We start from the raw sequence: 20,729 nt of genomic DNA, 5'->3' as shown, positions 1-20,729 counted from the left end.
TGGTTTTCTCCTATCATCAAAATCCGGGTCCCGCAGAAGGCAGGGCCCGGTGTTTTTTTACAGTAATTCGTAGTTCACAAGTTCCTTGCGGGTGTCAAGGGCATCGCCGTACAGGCCCACGCCGTCCACCTCGCATTCGCCGGACTGGTTGTCGTAGGGGTCGGAGCGGAAGCCGGTCATGGGCGGGTCGAAGGGGGCCTCGAAGGTGCGGTTCGCCACCATCCGCCCGGTGTCCAGACTGCCGAAGTAGTGGCGGCGCATCTTTTCATCGCCCTGCCGCGCCATCGATGCGCCGAATGAGCAGTCCGCATACATCCAGCCCTTGGGCGCGATGTAGAACATGGCCCAGTCGTGGCAGCCCACACCTGTGAGCGAGACGGACAGGCCGCTCTGCCACTGGGCCGGGATACCCACCAGACGGCAGAGGGTGATGAAGGTCAGCGCCATGATGCCGCAGTCGCCCCGGCGGTTCCGGGCGCACTGGTCGGGCAGGCACTCCTGCACGAAGTAGGCGGGCTGATAGTGGTAGCGCACGTTCAGGGTGACGTAATCGTAGATGCGTTTTGCCTTTTCCGCCGGGTCGGTGATGCCGTCGGTCAGCTGGTGGGCCAGCGCCCGCAGATAGGGCGTGAAGACGATGTGCGGCGCTTCCTCACCGGTGTCAAAGGTCGGCTGCTGTGCATCCGGCCGGATGTCCATCGGGTCTGTGTAGACGGCCGTGGTCCGGTAGCGGTACTCCACCCCAAAGCGGCGGTTCTCGGTGAGGTCTGCCTCCCAGAAGGCCGTCCGCTGGGGCGCGTTCTCGTCCGCGATGCGGGCAGGCGGCTCGGGGCAGTCCAGCAGCTCGATCTCGCTCTGGGAAAGACAGGCGGCCGGGGTGGGCAGCCAGGCGCGGGCATGCACACGGTTCCGCCCCTTCGCCTTCGCCTCGGCCAGTGCGGCGGCAAAGGCTTCGTCCGACATGCCAACGCTGGTCTTCAGGGTGATGCGGGCGCTTGCCTGGCCGTCCCGCTCCATCTGCTCATGCTGGCGGTTGCGGAGCTCCCGCGCCGAGGTGCCGGGGGCAGGCGGGTCGATCTGGCGGGCGGCGAGGTCGGCATGGGTCGCCAGCAGCGTTTCGGCAAGGCGGTCGAGGTAGTGCTTCCCCCCTTCCACGAACCGCCAGTCCACCCGGCCCTCCTTCACGAGAAGCCGGAACTCCTCGCGCGTGAAGTCCCGCACCAGCCCCTGCATCCGGGCCACGGCTTCGTCCTCGGTGTAGCAGTATTCTGCCGGGATGCGGCGCATCATCTCCCGCTGGGCCAGCATCGCGTCCCGCAGGGCCTCCACACCGTGGGGCGTGGGGTTCTGGGGCAGCTCCTCTCCCACCGGTTCCGCGCCCTGGCTGCGGGGGCTGTTCTGGGTCACCGTCCAGTCCTCGGCCAGATAGGCGTCGATCCGCTCGATGGCCTCCTGATAATACCCGGCGGCCTTCAGCCGCTCCACATCGTCCGGCAGGCCCACATTCAGGCTGCGGAACGTCTCGTTCCAGTTCTTCATCCTACAACGCTTCCTTTCTTGATCCTTATGCAGCAGGCTGCTGCGCCTGCGCGGTCTGCTCTTCCCAGAAGGCGGCGGCATCGTTGAGCCAGCCTTCTGCATCCGTTCCCTCTGCTATGCCAATACCGTGGAACGCACGTTTGTACACACTTTCGTGGTACGGAACACCATTTCTCGCCAGTGCTTTTTGAAGTGCCGGGCCCTGCTCATAATAATTGAAGGCCATCAACAAAATGTCATTCAACCCATACCAGAAATATGTTGGCGGAAAATCCGGTGTCACACAGCCGGAAATATTATAATCGTAGTAGCGCAGATCTTCCGAATACGTATCGATCAGCCAACGGTAAATCGGTTTTGCTTCATAGAAATTATTGATCGGATACGCCAACAGCAGTACGCCGGGCCGAGGCACATTGTAACGAGGATATCCCACTTCTTTCCCGCAGAATACGCCCGCAATCTGACCACCGGAAGAATATCCCAGCAGCGCATAATCTTCCGTCTGGACCCCGAATTTTTCTGCGTTGGCCGTAATCAGTTGAATCGCACGGCCAAGGTCCTGAATCGGTGCGTTGTCCTTTGCTTCACTTCCGATCCGATACCGAAGTGCAAATACCGCATATCCTTTTTGATGCAATTCCCATGCAGTGGAAACACCGCCCCGCATCTCGCCGCTGTAAAACAGAGCGTTGCCCGAAAGCACGACCGCATATTTTGCATTGGGCTTATCTGCCGGGAAATAATAGAGTTCCGCATGGTCGCGCGTCTTGTCCTCTGCAATTTCTTCCGGCGTATAGAGTTTGTACGTAATTTGTGTTCCTGTATTATACGTGTCGATCAGAAAGTTCATCCCAGCCACACAGCTGTTGATGGATTCTTTTCCGATCACATCCAGCATCGTATCGTTGTCTTTGCTGTTTTTCAGCAGTCCACAATCCCGCTCCCAGACATATACATAGGTGTAAATGCCCGACCCCTTGATGCTGGGGTTTTCGCGCAGTTCCTTCATCGTGGTCTGCGGGGTGATGTTGGCTTCGCCCTTTTCCCCTTCGGCAAAGGCGGGCAGGGCCAGTGCCAGCATCAGGCAGACCAGCACGGCCAGCCGTCTCAGGATGTTTTTCATCGGCACTCTCCTTTACGCTGCCCCGGCCCGGAGTGCACGTCTCCTCCAACCGGGCTGTCATCACGCTCTGCACGAGCGAAAACAGCTGGAATTTTCTTCTATTGTAGCACAACCGGCCGTTTTCGAAAAGGTATCTCGGATAAAAAAAGACCACCTCCTGCCCAAAGCCACCGCGCCCGGCGGCCAACTGCCGGGCAGGCGTGCAGTTTCCGGCTAAAAACATTGTACTTTGCCGGAAAGTCTGCTATACTGAAAGAATCGGAAGAATTTTTGAGGAATCGCGGAGCATTGCGGCTCCGTTCAGGGGAACGTATGAATAAGATCACAGTCCGGCCCATGACGCCGGAAGATTGGCCGGCAGTATCCAAGATCTATCTGGAAGGCATCGCCACCGAGCACGCCACCTTCCAGACTGACTGCCCGCCCTATCCCGCGTGGGATGCCTCCCACATCAAAGATTGCCGCCTTGTGGTGGAGGACGATGGCGTCCTTGCAGGCTGGACGGCCCTGCACCGGGTCGACCCCCGCTGGTGCTACCGGGGCGTGGCCGAAGTCAGCATCTACATCGGCGAACGGTTCCGGGGCCGGGGGCTTGGGTATCATCTGCTCACCACCCTCTGCCAGCAGGCCGAAGCGGCCGGTTACTGGACGCTGCAATCCACGGTCTTGCAGGACAATGCAGCTTCCAAAGGTCTGCACCTGAAATGCGGGTTCCGTCTGGTGGGCCGCCGTGAGCGCATCGCGCGGGACTGCCATGGCCGCTGGCTCGATACCTTTTTGATGGAGCACCGCAGTCAGGACGATGAACCGGCGGGGTATTTCAAACTCTAAGGCAAAACTCTTCAACGCAAAAAAGCGATGGCCCGAAACGGCCATCGCTTTTTGCGTTTTCTGTTTTGATTGCCTGCGGAATTACCAGAACCAGTACCGCTTCTTGACCGCGACGTACGCGATGAGGCAGGCCACCACAAGGATGCCTGCGCCGATGAAGAAGGTCCAGTTGATGCTGGTGAAGCGCAGATTCTGGTTGGTCAGCAGATACTCGCCCGCCACGTCGGCATGTGCCACGCCGTCCTTGTAGCTGTTGAGGAACTGCCACTTCCCGCTCACGGCGTTGTGCAGGTACAGGCGGCTGTACCCGGCATTTTCGCCGGTCATGGTGATGGTCACGCCGCAGGGCATGTCCTCGCCCTCGTTCAGGGTGAAGCGCAGACCGTACTCGTCGGGCGCAAAGGTCAGCGCGGTGTTCACCTCGCTGGTGGTGTTGCGGATGGTGGAGCCGTCCACGGTCAGGGTGTAGTCCTCCGCTTCCAGCACGAGGGTGCGGCCCGTGGTGCGCAGGGCGTTCAGCATCGCGGTGGTCAGCACCGGGACCTGACTCTGCGGGTAGGAGATGGTATCGGAGGCCGCATTCTCGATGGAGGCCACGATGGGGTCGGTCTCCGCCGGAGCCGTCCCCTCCCCGGTGCTGTCCGCGCCGCTGCTGGATGCGGACGCCGTGCGGTTGACGATGACCGTCACCGACGAAGAGACCTTGCCGTTGGAAACGATGATGGAGGTCGCGCCGGTGGCAACGCCGGTCACGACGCCGCTTCCGTTCACGGTGGCGATCTTCTTATCCTTGCTGGTAAAGGTCAGCTTCTGGGAGGCCGAAGAGGGGGCCACCGAGCCGGTGATGGTGCTGGAAGCCCCCGGCTTGAGCACGATGTAGTTCGTGTTCAGGGAGATGGACTCCACCGGGCCGGTGGACGCCGAGCTGGAGGAGGCCGCCACAACGGTCACGGTCGCCGAGCAGGTCACATCCCCAGCGGTGGCCGTGATGGTCGCCTTGCCGGGGGCCACGCCGGTCACTTTGCCGAAGTTGTTCACGGTGGCCACGCCGGGATCGGAGGAGCTCAGCGAAACGCTGATATAGTTTGCTGCCGTGGTGGGCAGCACCGCCAGCGAGAGCGACGTGGTGTCGCCCACGGCAATGGTGCTGGAGGCCAGCGTGATGTCCATCTCGGTCGCGACCATCGAGCTGTCGGGCTGGGTGGTGATGGTATAGGTGCAGCTGACATCGCCACAGGTGGCCGTGATGTTCGCCGTGCCCAGACCCACCGCCTGCGCCACGCCGTCCTCCCCGACCGAAACGATGTTCGGGTTATCGGAAACGTAGCTCACGCCGTTTCGGCTGGCGGCTTTCTGCGGCTGGACCACCGGCGAAAGCTGCTGGGCCGTGCCCACGGTCATGGTGGGGGCATAGTCCCCTGTTTCCACACTCTCGGCCGCCACAGGGCTCCACGGGAAGGTGATGGCAGCCGGGGCAGAAATGGGGCTGGCTGCGGCTGCGGGCAGCGCTGCGCCTGCGGCCAGCAGGCCCAGCAGGGCGGCGCTTACGGCCAGCTGTTTCGGGTTCAGTTTCATTCTATCGTACCTCTTTGGGCGTTGAGTTTGCGGACGCTGTTTAACGGAACAAAACGCCCAGGGCCTCCATGACATATTCAAAGTAAGTCAGCTTGTCGTACTCGACACGGGCGGTCACGCTCATGCCGTTGGCCAGATCGACCTTGTCGCCGCTGTTGCTCACCACGTAGGTGCTGTTGGGCTTGATGGTCATCTTGTAGTACGAGCCGGACTCGGTGGAGGTCACATCGCTGTCAATGGAAGTCACCGTGCCGGTCAGGTTGCCATAGGAATACTCCGACAGGCCGGTGATTGCGATCTTGCAGGGGTCACCCACGTTGATGAGCGGCCGGTCGCTGACGGTCAGGGCCGCCACGATCTCCTGATCGCTGTTCTCGCTGGCCACGGTGGCCAGTGCCGAACCGGCGCTCAGCACCATGCCCACCTTATAAGGGGTGTCCATGTGGATGACGCCGGACGTGGGCGCATAGATGTAGTAATCGTTCGCGCCGCTTGCCAGCGTATCCAGCTGGGCCTGAATGTTGTCGATGTTGGTCTGCACACTGGTCAGGTTGCTGGTGATGGACTGCAGCGTGGAGTAGTACAGTGCCTCGATCTCGCTCTGGTTCTGCTCCATCAGGGCCTTGATCTGCTCGTCGGAGTAGCCCGCCGCCTGATAGGGCGAAGCGTCAAAGGCCTTCTGCTGCACCTGGCTCTTGTAGCTCTCATACTGGTAATAGTAGGGCTGGTCGTCCAGGTCGGTCTCGCTGAAATAGTTCGTGTCGTCCTGAATGGACTTCAGCAGCTTTTCATACTGCGCCTTCTGCTTCTGATAGATCTCCAGCTGGCTCTTGTAGCTGTCCTGCTGCATGTCGATGTCGGTGCTCTTGACATGGGCGATGAGGTCGCCCTCGTTGACATAGCTGCCCTCCGAGATGTTGAGCTCGGTGATGGAGCCGGAGTAGCTGGACATGATATAGGTCTTGTTGCTTGCCTGCACCGTGCCGGTCGACTGGCTGACGTAGGTGCGGTAGTTCTGGGTGCTCCAGATGGTCAGGAAGACCAGCAGGCCCGCCACCAGAAGGATCATCGCGTAGCCAAAGGGCGGCACACGCTTTTCCATCATGATGCGGCGATCCTGCAGGTCGGAAAGGTTCTGAATGGTCGTCATAATCACTTGGTCTCCATAAAGACGTCGAGCACACCGTTGTCGTCGTCCTGATTGACATAGACGCTGTACGAATCGCCGGTCGTCTCGATCTCATGCTCGAACGCATAGATATCCAGTTTCTGGCTGGCGAGGTTACTGTAGCTCATGGGGCCGGTGTAGTGGGCATACAGGCAGTTGCGCACCCGCAGCAGAGCGTCCATCTGGTAGCCGGGGTCCAGCCGGGGGATCAGCTGGTTGACCTGCTGCATGAAGTAGATCTCCGCCGTGGGGTTGGGGCCCTTGCGCATCTTCACGCACTGCACGATGGGGCCAACCGGCATGGCGTCATGGCTGCGGATAAAGTTCTGCATCTGGGTCAGCACAATGGCCAGATTGCCCATATCCTCAACTTCCACCTTGCGCGACAGCACATTGGTCAGCTTCAGGGTCTTGTGTTCTGCAACTTGAATTTCTCTCATGGTATCGTCCACCTGTTTCTTTAGATTTTGCAATAGGTCATCGTCTATGGAAAATAAATTGGGGCCTCATTTTTGCCGGAAGGTCTGCCGTTGTACCACATGACACGTTTCCGTTTTGTTTCTTATTTTCCACACACGATCACCTATTACACCCCTCCGGTGCCGCAGACAGACTGTCTGCATCCACGCTTTTCAAGGGGATATAATAAGTGACATTATAAAAATAAGGTGTGCCAGAAGGCTTACGCCTCCTGGCACACCATTACGAGGCATTATCATCAGCCCCGCCTACAACATAGGGCGGTGCGAATGAAACACTCAAGCTATTTAGTTAACCTAAATTAGCCCCAAACCTGGATGGTACCATCCGAATTGATCTTGTACTTGTTGTTCCACTTCTTGTCAGCAGCCTTGAACAGGGTGACATCGCCAGCCTTGTTAGCAACGGTAGCGTTGCCCAGGTTGTAGATAGCAGCAACGTTGCCCAGAACCTTAGCGAAGGTCTCACCGGCCTGGCCGTTCTTAGCAACGAAGGTGCCCTTCAGGCTCTCGCCCAGGCCCTTCCAAGAAGCGCCCTCAGAGAAGACATAGCCAAAAGTGCCGTGGACGAAATTGTCAACAAAAGCATTGCCCACCAGGGTAACAATGTTGGTGTTGAAGGTCTTGACGTTAGCAGCGGTCCAGATCGGAGCGGTAACAGCGCCGATAGCCTCGATCACGCCACCACCAACAACATAGGTCATCTCGTTCTCTGCGATAACAGAGTAGTTTGCAGGCATCATCATAATGAATTACTCCCTTCAAATGATTGAATCGAATTTAGGACTTCTTCAGGCTGCGCAACCATCCAAAGCCATTTTTATGTAATCGAGTGCGCACTCGATTGCAACTTAATAAGTGATTGCCTCACCGCCGTCATCGTCTTCCTCGACCACTGCGGCGTGGGCAACGGGTTTCGGCTCTTCCTTCTTGCGGCGGAAGATGCCCTGCTGCAAATTCCAAAGCTCGTAATACTTGCCCTGTTTTGCCAGCAGTTCATCGTGTGTGCCGCGCTCCACGATCTCGCCGTGATCCATGACGAGAATCTGGTCGCAGTCACGAACGGTGGACAGGCGGTGTGCCACGATGAGCATCGACTTGTCAGCCAGTTGGTTGTAGATCATATCAAAAATGGTATTTTCTGTGCCAAAGTCCAGGCTGCTGGTCGATTCGTCCAGAATGTAGAGGTTCGAGTCCTTCAGAAATGCACGAGCCAAAGCAATGCGCTGTTTCTCACCACCAGACAGGCCGTTGCCGGCTTCCTCCAGATAGGTGTTGTACTGCAGCGGCAGCTTGCGGATGAACTCATGTGCATCTGCCTTCTTGGCAGCGTCCTTGACTTGCTCAAGGGTGGCTTCCGGACGCGAGATCCGGATATTCTCAAACAGAGTCTTGCTGAACAGCTCGACATTCTGTGGGACGTAAGAGATCGCACGACGTACCGATGCGTTGGTATACTCATTGAGGTTGATACCGTTCACATCAATTTCGCCGCTCTCCGGCTCATAATACTTGAGCAGGAGTTTGGTGATGGTCGATTTGCCGCTGCCGCTGCTGCCGACCAGCGCCACCTTCTGCCCCTGCGGGATGGTGAAGGAGATGTGGTTCAGTGCGGGGCTGCGGTTGCCATATCGGAACGTGACATCTTTGAATTCGATGTCGCCTTCGATCTGCTCCATCTCGGTGTGCTCTTCATCTTCGGCCTGTTCCGATTCATAATCCATGATCTCGGTCAGACGCTTCATGGAGATATCCGCTTCCTGAATCGACATCTGCATCGAGATCAGGTCGCTCACCGGAGAAGTAAAGTAACCGGACAGCGTGGTGAATGCCATATAACCGCCCAGTGTCAGCTCACCGTTCAACACCTGCATGATGCCCACGTAAGTGGTCACCATATTCAGCAGAGTGGAGATCACCATCGACACCAGAGACTGGCCGGTGCTGATCTTGCTGGACCGGAGGCTGATCTTCAGGCTCTTGATGTACTCGCGTTCCAGAGCTTCCAGCTCGCGGTCTTCGCAGGCATTGCACTTGATGGTCTCAATGCCGCGCAGGCTCTCGATCATCTGGCTGTTCAGCATTGCGGACTGCTGCATCGTCTCTTCATTGATCCGCTTGTACGGCTGCTTGAAGATGATAACGAGAAGCAGGCTCAGCGCGGTGCTGAACAGGGTGAGCGAGAACAGCGAGGAGTTCATCCGGAACAGCACAATGCCAACGCCCACGGCCATCACCACGTCCATCACGATGGTCATCGCGATGTTGGTCAGGACCGATTTGATGGTGCTTGCATCGGAGTAACGGGTGGTGATCTCACCGGTCTTCCGCGTTGCGAAGAACTTCATCGGCAGTTTGTACACATGCTCGAAGTAGCCCAGCATCAGCGGAATGTCGATCCGGATGGACAGGAAGATCAAGATCCACTCGCGAACCGTGCTGAGCAGGTTGCTCGTGAGGTTGACCACGCTGAACACGAGGATCAAGGTGATAAGTAAGTTCTTCAACCCATACGGAAGCACCTCATCCATCAGTGCTTTGTTGAACACTGTAGAGACGATGCCGATGACCGTAAGGATCACCGAACAGAGGATTGCATAAATAAAAAGTTTTTTCTGGGGCCAGAGCAGATCGATATACCGCTTGAGCATGTGGTACTTGCCGGTACTCTTATCCCCCTTGGCGTTTGCATCGGTGCTGGTGCCGTTGATGCTGGTGCCAGCTTTCTTTGCCTTGCCGCCCTTGAACTCCGATGTGGGGTTCATCAGTAGCAGAACGCCAGTGAAGTTTTTATAGAAGTCGTCCAGGCTGATCTTTTCGAGGTCCTTGGCAGGGTCGCCGATGACGACGTAATCCTTGCACTTATACTTCTTGGAAGCGTCAGCCTTTTTTTCTTCTTCCTTCAACACATGCTTGCGGCGGGCATCATCGTCCTTGATCGTGGTCTTCTTGAAGATGACCACGAAGTGGGTCAAACCCTGGTCGGTGATGACCTGCGCAATGCAGGGAAGTGTGAAATCACTCAGAAAATTCTCGCGGTCCACTCGGACAGCGGCCGTGTTGAAGCCAAGCTCATTGGCGGCTTTCTGCAGGCCCACGAGGTTCGTGCCCTTCATGTCGGTTCCCATCATATCGCGTAAGCGGGTGATGGTGATTTCCTTTTTGTAATGGAGGCACACCATTGCGAGACTGGCAGCTGCACAGTCGGTCGTGTCGTGCTGCCGCACATAGGTATAACGCATAGATGTTTCCTTTACAAGAGACCGACAACCTTCGGAAACGATCTCTTCTCTGTGTTCTAATATTCAAAACTGCCTTCCATATTCTAGCACATTGTGCGGAAATGTACAAGTAAAACTTTGTACGCATCACGCAGACAGCAGACAGGATGCAGATTTTGACGCAGGAGAAAAGGTTCTGTCACGCTCCATCTAATGCAGCGCATAGCCCTCTGCTTTGCCCTGCCCTGCGGAGAACCAGGGCAAAGCAGAGGCCAAGCTGCTATCAAAAAGAAGGGAGCGCCTACCCTTTGATCTACCAAACGCTTCAGAAAATTTCCTAAAGCTTAGATGCAGTATACCACAATCTGACAGCTTCTTCAAGAGGACATTTTTTAAGAAACCGTTAATTTTGAAGAAAGTGTGAAAAATGTCACAAAATAGTTACAGCCCGCATCTATGAAAAAGGCGGCAGGTGTGATCCCCGCCGCCGATTTGTTGGCGCCTCTTGCCTGACTCGAACAGGCGACACCCTGATTAACAGTCAGGTGCTCTAACCGACTGAGCTAAAGAGGCATATATCCAGAGCTTTACAGCGGTAAAAGCTGCTGCGAGTAGGATTATACCTCTTTTGCCTATATTTTGCAAGTCTTTTTCGAAAATTTATGAAAAAAGCTTTCAGGTGGGGGTTTGTGCGCCTCGCAGGAGGTGGATGCAGGGTGTCCCTCTTTGAAAACAGTCTGTCGAGCGCAGCGATGCCTGAGCGCTCATCCAAAGTCCACCTCCCCCGTTTCCTGCAAATTTTTCGTCCTCCTCCTGCTATAATCTCCCAAAAGGGGGCGGGGCTTATCCGGGCCGTGATCTATCTCGATGTTCTTCTGCTGGTCAACTTTCTCACGACTGCGCTGTTTCTGCTGGCGGCGGGCCTGTTGTGCGGCGTGAGCACGTCGGGCGGGCGGGTCGTAGGCGGGGCGCTGGCCGGGGCGGCAGCCTCCCTTATCCTGCTGGCCCCTGCCCTGCCGTGGCCGGTATCGGTCGGCTATCAGCTGGCCTCCGGGGCCGGCATCGTCCTGCTTGGCTATGGGTTTCCGGGCGGGCGGTGCTTTCTGCGGCTTCTGGCATGGTTCGCAGCCCTTCATTTTGCGCTGACGGGAGCCGTGCTCCTGCCCGGCGCACAGGCCAACAATTTCAGCGTCTACCTTCCCCTCTCGCCGGGGCTGCTGCTGGTCTGCGCCGGAGGCGTGTATCTGGCTGTGCAGGGCATCCTGCGGTTTCTGGGCCGGAACGGCGGGCAGACGTTTCCCGTCACTCTGCAAATTGGCAGCGCGTCCCTCCCGCTCCGGGCCTTCTGCGACACCGGTTTCTCGGTGCAGGAACCGCTTTCAGGCCGGGAGGTCGTACTCGTGCGCTTTGCCGCCGTGCAGAACGCCCTGCCCGGCCCGCTGCGCACCTACTTATCTGCTTACTTCGCGGCCCCTTCCACCCTGCCGCCGCCTGAACTCGGCCTGCGGTTCGTCCCCTGCACCACGGTGTCCGGGCACTGCATCCTGCCCGCCGTCCCGGCCATACTGGCTTCGGCTCCGGCTCAACCGCTCTATGCAGCCTTCTGTGACCTTCCGCCCCCGCCGGGCGGCTGGGAGCTGTTGCTCTCGCCTGCCGTTGTGCCCGATGCTGCGTTCCGATGAGCCGTTGAACCTCTCCGTCTCGCCCTCATTGGCAGCATCCAAGAATCCCGCCCACAAAAAGGAGGCTTTTCGTTGAATCACCTGTTATCGTTTTTCCGTCGGCTGTACGTCCTGTTCGTCTGCCCCGGCACTGCCCACTATGTCGCCGGGGCGCCCAGCCTGCCGCCGCCCCTGACGCCGGAGCAGGAAAAAGCCCTGCTCACCCGGATGATGGCAGGCGACCGCACCGCGCGGGATGACCTCATCACCCACAACCTGCGGCTGGTGGTCTACCTTGCCAAAAAGTACGAGAACACCGGCGTCCCTGCCGAGGACATGATCTCCATCGGCACCATCGGGCTGATCAAAGCGGTCAATACCTTCACGCCGGAACGGAACATCAAACTCGCCACCTACGCAAGCCGCTGCATCGGCAACGAGATTTTAATGTATCTGCGCAAAAGCTCCAACCGCCGCCAAGAGGCCAGCATCGACGAGCCTTTGAACGTGGACGGCGACGGCAACGAGCTGCTTCTCTCCGACATCCTCGGCAGCGACGAAGACCTGGTCAGCCAGCGGCTCGAACAGAGCGCCGAACTGGCCACCCTCCGGCAGTCGGTGGCCCTGCTCTCCCCGCGGGAGCGCCAGATCATGGAACTGCGCTTCGGGCTTCTGGACGGCGTCGAGCGCACCCAGAAAGAGGCCGCCGATGCCCTCGGCATCAGCCAGAGCTACATCTCCCGCCTCGAAAAACGCATCATCCGGGAATTGAAAAAGAAGCTGGAGGACTGAGCGGGCAAAAATTCCCACGCATGATTCCCCTGCCCACGCCCCATACTTCCGGTAACGTCAAAACGAAACCGGAGGGGCGCGGATGTACAACAAAGTCGAGCTCTGCGGGATGGATACGGCACAGCTGCCTGTCCTGACCGAAGCACAGAAGCGGGAGCTGCTGACGCGGGCCCATGCGGGCGACGCCGCCGCCCGCCAGCAGATGATCGAGGGCAACTTGCGGTTGGTGCTCAGCGTGGTGCAGCGGTTCGCCCAGCGAGGCGAGAATCTCGACGACCTGTTTCAGGTAGGCTGCATCGGGCTGATCAAGGCCATTGACAACTTTGATCCGGCTCAGAACGTGCGGTTCTCCACCTACGGCGTCCCGATGATCATCGGCGAGATCCGCCGCTTTCTGCGGGACAACAACGCCCTGCGGGTCAGCCGGTCGCTGCGGGATACAGCCTATAAAGCCATGCAGGCGCGGGAGAGGCTGGAAAAGCAGCTGGGCCGGGAGCCTACCGTGAACGAGATCGCGCAGCAGGCGGGCCTGTCCCGCCGGGAGGTGACGGCGGCGCTGGAGTCGGTGGTGGAACCGCTCAGCCTTGAGGAGCCGCTCTATACCGACGGCGGCGACGCCATGTATGTCATCGACCAGGTGCGTGACCCCGACGGCGAGGACAGCTGGATCAGCGGCCTGCAGTTCCGGGAGACCGTCGCGTCCCTGACCCCGCGCGAAAAGCGGATCATGGAGCTGCGCTACCTCAAGGGCGAAACGCAGATGGAGGTGGCGCGGGAGATCGGCATCAGCCAGGCGCAGGTCAGCCGGCTCGAAAAGGCCGCGCTGGAACAATTCCGCAGCAAATAGCAGCAAAAGCGGCGCACCCTTATATTACCTATCTATAAGGATGCGCCGCCGCTCTTATTTTTTGCCGTATTTCCGGCGGGTGGCCGCCCCGCCCCGCAGATGTCGCTCGGCCTTGTTCCGGGCCAGCACTGCCTGCACCCGCTGGAACAAGTCGGGGTCCACCCGCCGCAGCCGGGACGAAACATCCTTGTGCACGGTGGATTTGCTGCACCCGAACGCCCGCGCTGCGGCCCGCACCGTTGCGCTGTTTTTTGCGATGTACTCCCCCAGCAGTGCGGCCCGCTGTTCCGGTTCCACTTTCATGCCCTGTCCCCTCCTCCGCAAGACTCCTTGGTAAAAAATATGAGGCAGAGGGGCGTAATATGCCCGCCGGGGCTTGACTTTTGGCGTTGGACGACTATACTGGGAGACGGACATGAAAACAGGGGCGCCGAAAGGCTGAGATCCGCACACTGCGGAGTACCCTTGAACCTGATCCGGGTAATGCCGGCGTAGGTAGTTTGCGGAATGTTTCCATCTTTCACAAACGAAGCCTCTACGCCTGCTGATCGCAGGCGTATTTTGTTTTTGTGTACTATATTTTTAGAGGAGCGAATCCAAAATGTCGAATTCCTATTCCAAGACCCGCATTCTGGTGGAGTGCGCCCTGATGATCGCCATCGGCACCGTACTGTCGAACATCAAGATCTTCACTATGCCTAACGGCGGCAGCGTCACCCTGCTGAGCATGCTGCCCTTCGTGCTGGTGTCCTTCCGCCATGGCGTCAAGTGGGGCCTGTTCACCGGCCTGGTCAACGGCTGCCTGCAGATGCTGCTGGGCTTCTGGGCACCCCCGACGCCCACCTTCCTGTACTTCCTGGGCGAAGTCCTGCTGGACTACCTCATCGCCTTCATGGCGCTGGGCACGGCTGAGCTGTTTGCCCGCCCCTTCAAGAACCGGATGGTCGGCGTGGCTTTCGGCACCTTTATGGCCGGTGTGCTGCGCTTCCTGTGCAGCTTCCTCTCCGGTGTGCTCGTCTGGGGCAACCTGAACGAGGGCCTGAGCGCCTGGACTTACAGCCTGGTCTACAACGCCAGCTACATGCTGCCGGAGACCCTGCTCACCGTGGTGGCCGCTGTGCTGCTCATCAAGGTGGCCCCGCAGATCTTCGACCGCCAGTACACCAAAGCCTGATTTTTCACGCACCATCGCGCCCCGGCAGGTCCACCGCCCGCCGGGGCGCTTTTCTCTGCAAAAACTTCGCAGGAAATTCGAAAAAAGTGTTGACAGCGTCCCTTCATGCTGGTATAATAACTCACGTCGCAAGACACGAAACCAAACATGTGGGGGATTAGCTCAGCTGGGAGAGCGCTTGCATGGCATGCAAGAGGTCAGCGGTTCGATCCCGCTATTCTCCACCAAAAAAGCACTGTACTTCGTAGGAAGTATAGTGCTTTTCTTTTTGTTGAAGCCGATTTTTGGGGGCTGCATTGATTCGCCTGCACCGTTTTCAGGCTTTGCAGGCGGTTCCGATACACCCCCCAACGTCTGACTTTACACCATTTTCAAAAAGGAATGTTTGCCGCCCGTTTTTTCAGCAGGCTGCCGCATCATCCCCTTCAATGTACGGCGTATTCCGTGTTGTATTTCCGTTGATTCCGAGCCATCTCTTCTTGCCTCCTGTTTCTCCTTTTCTATATATTGGATATTGGCTCTTTGAGTTCACTGTGTCAACTTTTATTGTACAACACCAGATTGCATTTTTTATCGGCATGGTTCTACTCTCCTTATTTATAAGGAATCTTTCTCATTTTCAGTAGATTCTTCCAGATTCTTTCGGTACTGTGCCGGACTGACACCATACTCTTTCTTGAATACCCGGCTAAAATAGAGTGGGTTATCATACCCTACGATCTCTGCAATTTCTCCAATATTGTATTCGGTGTTCTCCAATAAGCTTTGTGCGTTTACCATCCGAAGGGACAGGATGTATTGCGCAGGGCTTATTTTCATGTACTGCTTAAAATTACGGATAAACCAGTTCGTACTGATATGCAGCGATTCTGCGTAATCGTCCACACTGACCTTTGTATTATAATTCTCGTTAAAGTAGGCAACGGCAGCTTCGATTTCTTCGGGGATGCTCGTCGTTGTTTTCTCGCTTTCCTGCTGTTGCCTGCTTACTAAAAGCAGAAGGATGTTGAAGAGAGAAGCAATATAGTCTTCATAGCCATATTCACATTGTTGCAGTTCCCGGATGATCTTTCGGAACAGCATTTTGTAATCCGGCAGTGTGCCGCTGTAAAAAACGTGCTTGTCCAATGGTATTCCGTGATAGTTCAGGATGTTTTTGACATCGTATCCTGTAAAGTGAATCCAGAACACCTCTGGATGATCTTCTACATAGTAGACATACTTCTGGATTTCTTTCGGCTGATAAAGCACCATGTGTCCAGAAGTCACCACTTCCTCAACACCATCGAACCAGAAGTGTGCTTTACCAGATGCCACATAGAGGATTTGATAGTCTCTGCGACCCTTTGCCCAAAAAGTAGGTAGCTTAGGGCGTTTTTTCAAGCGATAAGTGCCGCAGCTGCCTACGACCAGCGGCTTTGAGTAGTCTTTGAAATCCAAACGGGAGTTGTTCAAATATCCTGAGTTGAAATACATCCCTGCGTCCTCCTCATCTTCAGAGATTTTACAGTGATTTGGGAAATGTTCTATCAAAAAATTACAAACTCTTTGATTTTGTGCATATTCTGTTCCATCTTGTCTATATCTTTTCGTTCCATTAGATTCTATAATATTTTCAGACGGAACGCAAGAGATTTGGGTAACTTGCGTAATGAGAATTCCAGTCTGAAGTGCGCAGCAGATTGGTCACGCCCACACAAAACAAGCAAGATGGGAGAAAGCACAATGACCGAGAAACGTTATCTAAAGTGGTATAATAAAGTCGGCTATGGTTCAGGCGATATTGCAGGCAACGTGGTGTATGCATTCCTGTCCTCCTTCGTCATGATCTATCTGACCAACACCGTTGGCCTGAACCCCGGTATTGTCGGCACTCTGATTGCAGTTTCCAAACTGCTGGACGGTGTGACGGACATTTTCTTTGGTTCTTTGATTGACAAAACGCATTCTAAGATGGGCAAAGCCCGTCCTTGGATGCTGTACGGCTACATTGGCTGTGCCATTACGCTGGTGGCAATTTTCGCCATCCCGACCAATCTGGGACAGTTTGCACAGTACGCATGGTTCCTGATTGCATATACTCTGCTGAACGCTGTATTCTACACTGCCAACAACATTGCTTACTCTGCACTGACTGCTCTCATCACAAAGAACAGCGCCGAACAGGTCGAGATGGGTTCTTGGCGTTTCATGTTCGCCTTTGCCACCAGCCTGCTCATCCAGTCCATCACGCTGGGTGCTGTTACGGCATTGGGCGGTGGTGCTGCCGGTTGGCGCACTGTTGCAATCATCTACGCCATCATCGGTCTGCTTGTCAACACCCTCTCCGTTTTCTCCGTGAAGGAACTGCCGGAAGGCGAATTGGTGGATACCACCGACAAAAAGGAAATCGAGCAGGACGAAAAGTACAATCTGGTTCAGGCTGCAAAGCTGCTTGCTGGTAACAAATATTATATGATGATTTGCGTCACCTACATTTTGCAGCAGATCTACGGTGCCATGATCAGCATGGGCACCTACTATGCAACCTACATCCTTGGCAACCAGAATCTGTTCGGTGTATTCTCTTGGGCAATCAACATTCCTCTGATCATCGCACTGGTGTTCACCCCGACCTTGGTTGCAAAGTGGAATGGAATGTATAAGCTGAATGTAATGAGCTATACTCTGGCAACGATTTCTCGTGCACTGGTTGCTGTAGCTGGTTACATGGGCAGCGGCAATGTGACCTTGATGCTGCTCTTTACTGCAATCGCAGCTCTTGGTCAGGGTCCTTGGCAGGGCGATATGAACGCTGCGATTGCTGCTTGCTCTGAATATACTTGGCTGACGAAGCATAAGCGCGTGGATGGCACGATGTACTCCTGCACTTCTCTCGGTGTGAAGCTGGGCGGCGGTCTGGGTACTGCCATCACCGGCTGGCTGCTGGCTGCAAGCCATTTCGATAGTGCGCTGACCGTTCAGCCGGATTCCTGCATCAATATGCTGAAGATCATGTATCTGGTGATTCCGTTTGCTCTGGATGCCATCATCACCTTCATTCTCTCTCGTATGAAGGTCGAAGAAGCAAATGAAAAACTGCGTGCAGCAGTCTGATAACAAGCCATTATCATTTCTCCTTCATCTGCTGTTCCCCGGAGGAATCCAGCGATTCCTCCGGGGAGGCTGGAGAAATATTATAAAATTATAAACGGTAAATGAGGAAATACTATGGCTGCATTTGATTTTGCAAAAGTAAAAGACCCCACCTTTTTCAAGGAAAACGTGCGGAATGCTCATGCAAGTTTCCGTACTTACGCTTCCCGCGAAGAATATCTTGCAGGAGAATCTTCGCTTGCGCTGAAGCTGGACGGTATCTGGAAATTCGCCTACGCAAAGAACTACACCAGTGCCATCCCCGGCTTTGAAAAGACGGATTACGATTGCAGCGGCTGGGATGACATTCATGTTCCGGCACACATCCAGATGGAGGGCTACGACATTCCCCAGTACGCGAATGTTCAGTATCCGTGGGATGGCCGTGAAGAAGTACAGCCGGGCGAGATCCCGCAGCGGTTCAATCCGGTGGCAAGCTATGTAAAATACTTCGAGCTGCCGGAATCCATGCAGGGCAAGCCCGTCCACATCGAGTTCGAGGGTGTGGAAAGCGGCATGGCTCTTTGGCTGAACGGGTCTTATGTGGGTTACACCGAGGACAGCTTCTCCGCACACGCATTCGATCTGACTCCCTATCTCCAGCCGGGCGTGAACAAACTTGCTGTGCAGGTGTTCAAGTGGACTTCCTCCAGCTGGTGCGAAGATCAGGACTTCTTCCGCTTCTCCGGCATCTTCCGCAGCGTGTGGCTGTACGCCATCCCCACCGTGCATCTGGAAGATCTATCCGTCAAAACGCTGTTTGCCGGGAATAATTTTACTCATTCCACGCTGGAAGTTGCACTGCAGGTGGAGGGTAAGGGCGCAGCCCGTCTGACCCTGCGCCGTAGTGAACTGGAAGTGTTCTCCGAAAAAATCGCACTGAACGGCGGTTCTGCTCTGTTCAGCCATGCGGTGGAGAACCCCTACCTGTGGAGCGCAGAGGACCCGGCTCTGTATGAACTGGAAATTGAGCTGCTGGACGATGCAGGCCATCCGGCAGAGGTGACCGGGCAGAAAGTCGGTTTCCGCAAGTTCGAGTTGAAGAACAATCGGATGCTGCTCAACGGCAAGCGCATCGTGTTCAAGGGTGCCAACCGTCATGATTTCAGCTCCATTACGGGTCGTGCTGTGGGCGTACACACCCATGAGGAACTGCTTCGGGACATCATCACCATGAAGCAGAACAACATCAATGCCATCCGCACCAGCCATTACCAGAATCAGGATGCACTGTACGACCTGTGCGACGAGTATGGTCTGTATCTGATCGCAGAGAACAATCTGGAATCCCATGGCACATGGGACATTCATCAGGCGGGCATTCGCGGCATCGAGGGCGTTTTGCCCAATGATAAGCCGGAGTGGAAAGCTGTCTTGTTTGACCGCATGAATTCCACTTACCAGCGTGACAAAAACCACCCTGCTGTTCTGATCTGGTCTCTGGGCAACGAATCGTTTGGCGGTGAGACCCTGCTCCAGATGGCAGAGATGGTCCGCCGCTTTGATGACACCCGTCTGGTGCATTACGAAGGTGTGGTCAATGATCCCCGCTTCCTCGAAACCACCGATATCGAGAGCCATATGTACAGCACGGTCAAGGACATTAAAGAGTATCTGGCACAGGGCGATAAGCGGCCTTATATCGAGTGCGAATATTCTCATGCGATGGGCAACTCCAACGGTGCTTTGCACAAGTACACGGAACTTGCCGACCAGAAGGGCTGCGGCTATCAGGGCGGCTTCATCTGGGATTACATCGACCAGTCCATCTGGAAAAAAGACCGCTACGGCAAGTGGTTCCAAGCCTACGGCGGCGACTTCGGCGAGCGTCCTACCGACTATAATTTCAGCGGAAACGGCATAGCCTACGGTGGTGACCGTGCTCCTTCTCCCAAGATGCAGGAGGTCAAGTTCTGCTATCAGAACATCGCCGTTTCCATCGACAACTCTGGCTTCGAAGTCTGGAACAAGAACCTGTTCACCTCTACGGATGCTTTCGACTGCGTTGCACTGCTGCATCGTGATGGAAAGCTGTATCAGCAGCAGGAACTGACCCATATTGATGTTGCTCCCGAAGAGCGTTCCAGCTTCCCGCTGCCGTTTATGGTTCCTGCGCTCCCCGGTGAATATGCAGTGACCATCAGCTTCCGTTTGAAGGAGGACACCAGCTGGGCAAAGAAAGGTCATGAAGTCGCCTTTGGACAGGGTGTGATCGCTGTGGTCCGTTCCATTCCCAGCAAGAAGGTCACGCCGTTTACCGTTACGCACGGTACACACAACATCGGTGTCCGTGGTGAGAATTTCGATGTTTTGTTCTCCGATCTGAACGGCGGTCTGACTTCCTACCGCTATGCCGGCAAGGAGATGATTCAGGAGATTCCCCGTCCCAACTTCTGGCGTGCTCCCACCGACAACGACTGCGGCAACAACATGGGCGGCGTTCGCGGTCAGTGGAAGCTGGCAAGTCTGTACGCTACCGTCAAGGGCATCGGCAAGGAGATCCCGTCTGTTCATGGCGGCACCATCCTCCAGAACCCCACCTGCGAGGTGGAAGCCGACAGCGTGGTCGTGACCTATCTCTACAACCTCCAGACCAGCCCCGCAGCAGAGTGCAGCCTGCAGTACCGTGTGTTCGGTGATGGCCGCATCCAGACTACCCTGCACTATGACCCGGTGGAAGGACTTGCAGCAATGCCGGAGTTCGGCGTACTGTTCAAGATCGTCGCTGACTACGACACGGTGGAGTGGTACGGAAACGGCCCTGCGGAGACCTACTGGGATCGTCAGCATGGTGCAAAGCTGGGCATTTACCAGAACAAGGTCGCAGACAACATGGCACAGTACCTTGTGCCGCAGGAGTGTGGTGCAAAGACCGCTGTGCGCTGGGCAAAGGTAGTGGACCGCAAGGGTCGCGGGCTGCTGTTTACCGCAGATGCCGCAAAGCCCATGTTCTTCTCTGCGCTGCCCTACACTCCCCATGAAATGGAGAGTGCCAAGCATCCCTACGAGCTGCCCCCGGTCCATTACACGGTCATCCGTGCTATGGGCGAGCAGATGGGCGTTGGCGGCGATGACAGCTGGGGTGCCAATGTCCACCCGGAGTATATTCCTGATGTGACCAAGCCTGTGGAGTTCACCTTTACGTTCCGTGGCATCTGATGATTGCCCGCAAATGAGGTGT

General features: G+C 56.1%; 16 protein-coding genes, 2 tRNA genes and 1 riboswitch. Of the genes, 8 read left to right on the top strand and 10 right to left on the bottom strand.

All coding sequences use genetic code 11. The features are described from left to right. Positions 1-57 precede the first annotated feature (57 nt). Positions 58-1,539, bottom strand: a complete 1,482-nt coding sequence (locus tag J3350_RS09005; RefSeq protein WP_207686374.1) for a transglutaminase-like domain-containing protein — start codon at positions 1,537-1,539, stop codon at positions 58-60. A gap of 25 nt (positions 1,540-1,564) precedes the next feature. Continuing rightward, positions 1,565-2,665, bottom strand: a complete 1,101-nt coding sequence (locus J3350_RS09000) for an alpha/beta hydrolase (protein WP_207686373.1) — start codon at positions 2,663-2,665, stop codon at positions 1,565-1,567. A gap of 312 nt (positions 2,666-2,977) precedes the next feature. On the opposite strand from J3350_RS09000, the gene J3350_RS08995 reads away from it, so the two are divergent. Further along, a complete protein-coding gene (locus J3350_RS08995; RefSeq protein ID WP_207686372.1) occupies positions 2,978-3,496 on the top strand; it encodes a GNAT family N-acetyltransferase in 519 nt (172 codons plus the stop codon). 81 nt (positions 3,497-3,577) lie between these two features. Here J3350_RS08995 and J3350_RS08990 read toward each other — a convergent pair whose 3' ends face one another. From J3350_RS08990 to J3350_RS08965, 6 genes are all read right to left on the bottom strand, one after another. Further along, positions 3,578-5,071 carry an Ig-like domain-containing protein gene (locus tag J3350_RS08990; RefSeq protein WP_207686371.1) on the bottom strand — a complete coding sequence of 498 codons (1,494 nt, stop codon included), beginning with the start codon at positions 5,069-5,071 and terminating at the stop codon, positions 3,578-3,580. A 40-nt stretch (positions 5,072-5,111) separates the two neighbouring features. After that, positions 5,112-6,221, bottom strand: a complete 1,110-nt coding sequence (locus J3350_RS08985) for an HlyD family secretion protein (protein WP_242700216.1) — start codon at positions 6,219-6,221, stop codon at positions 5,112-5,114. A 2-nt stretch (positions 6,222-6,223) separates the two neighbouring features. After that, positions 6,224-6,679 (bottom strand): hypothetical protein, encoded by a 456-nt coding sequence (locus tag J3350_RS08980; protein WP_118554086.1) that lies wholly within the window; start codon positions 6,677-6,679, stop codon positions 6,224-6,226. Positions 6,680-7,020: 341 nt separating this feature from the next. After that, on the bottom strand, positions 7,021-7,464 hold the full coding sequence (locus J3350_RS08975; protein ID WP_207686370.1) for a hypothetical protein: 444 nt from the start codon (positions 7,462-7,464) through the stop codon (positions 7,021-7,023). Between the two features lie 105 nt (positions 7,465-7,569). Then, on the bottom strand, positions 7,570-9,960 hold the full coding sequence (locus tag J3350_RS08970; RefSeq protein WP_207686369.1) for a peptidase domain-containing ABC transporter: 2,391 nt from the start codon (positions 9,958-9,960) through the stop codon (positions 7,570-7,572). Positions 9,961-10,435: 475 nt separating this feature from the next. Continuing rightward, positions 10,436-10,512 (bottom strand) — tRNA-Asn (locus J3350_RS08965). Positions 10,513-10,793: 281 nt separating this feature from the next. Here J3350_RS08965 and J3350_RS08960 point away from each other — a divergent pair. The 3 genes from J3350_RS08960 (at position 10,794) to sigG (ending at position 13,239) form a co-directional block, all read left to right on the top strand. After that, positions 10,794-11,621, top strand: a complete 828-nt coding sequence (locus tag J3350_RS08960) for a sigma-E processing peptidase SpoIIGA (RefSeq protein ID WP_207686368.1) — start codon at positions 10,794-10,796, stop codon at positions 11,619-11,621. Positions 11,622-11,702: 81 nt separating this feature from the next. Then, entirely contained in the window at positions 11,703-12,392 is a 690-nt protein-coding gene (gene sigK / locus J3350_RS08955; protein WP_207686405.1) for an RNA polymerase sporulation sigma factor SigK, read from the top strand. An 82-nt stretch (positions 12,393-12,474) separates the two neighbouring features. Further along, entirely contained in the window at positions 12,475-13,239 is a 765-nt protein-coding gene (gene sigG / locus J3350_RS08950) for an RNA polymerase sporulation sigma factor SigG (RefSeq protein WP_097793407.1), read from the top strand. A gap of 54 nt (positions 13,240-13,293) precedes the next feature. Here the strand turns inward: sigG and J3350_RS08945 are convergent, their stop codons facing one another. Beyond that, the gene (locus tag J3350_RS08945) at positions 13,294-13,542 is read right to left on the bottom strand and encodes a sporulation transcriptional regulator SpoIIID (RefSeq protein WP_097793406.1); all 249 of its coding nucleotides are present in this window, start codon (positions 13,540-13,542) and stop codon (positions 13,294-13,296) included. Positions 13,543-13,652: 110 nt separating this feature from the next. Continuing rightward, a riboswitch (TPP riboswitch) is annotated at positions 13,653-13,754 on the top strand. 86 nt (positions 13,755-13,840) lie between these two features. Between J3350_RS08945 and thiT the strand changes: the two genes are divergently transcribed. Then, positions 13,841-14,413, top strand: coding sequence for an energy-coupled thiamine transporter ThiT (gene thiT / locus J3350_RS08940; RefSeq protein ID WP_097793405.1), 573 nt, complete (start codon positions 13,841-13,843; stop codon positions 14,411-14,413). 151 nt (positions 14,414-14,564) lie between these two features. Next, a tRNA-Ala gene (locus J3350_RS08935) sits at positions 14,565-14,640 on the top strand. Positions 14,641-15,010: 370 nt separating this feature from the next. Here J3350_RS08935 and J3350_RS08930 read toward each other — a convergent pair. Next, complete coding sequence (locus tag J3350_RS08930) at positions 15,011-15,889, bottom strand: AraC family transcriptional regulator (protein WP_207686367.1); 879 nt, start codon at positions 15,887-15,889, stop codon at positions 15,011-15,013. Between the two features lie 249 nt (positions 15,890-16,138). On the opposite strand from J3350_RS08930, the gene J3350_RS08925 reads away from it, so the two are divergent. Beyond that, positions 16,139-17,509: an MFS transporter gene (locus J3350_RS08925; RefSeq protein ID WP_207686366.1), complete on the top strand. Its 1,371-nt coding sequence runs from the start codon at positions 16,139-16,141 to the stop codon at positions 17,507-17,509. Positions 17,510-17,623: 114 nt separating this feature from the next. Further along, complete coding sequence (locus J3350_RS08920) at positions 17,624-20,707, top strand: glycoside hydrolase family 2 TIM barrel-domain containing protein (protein WP_207686365.1); 3,084 nt, start codon at positions 17,624-17,626, stop codon at positions 20,705-20,707. Positions 20,708-20,729 lie beyond the last annotated feature (22 nt).

The sequence above is a fragment of the Faecalibacterium sp. Marseille-Q3530 genome (assembly GCF_017377625.1).
Classification (GTDB): domain Bacteria; phylum Bacillota; class Clostridia; order Oscillospirales; family Ruminococcaceae; genus Faecalibacterium; species Faecalibacterium prausnitzii_E.
The sequence above is the reverse complement of the archived record's forward strand: the minus strand, read 5'-3'. Positions and strand labels throughout refer to the sequence as shown.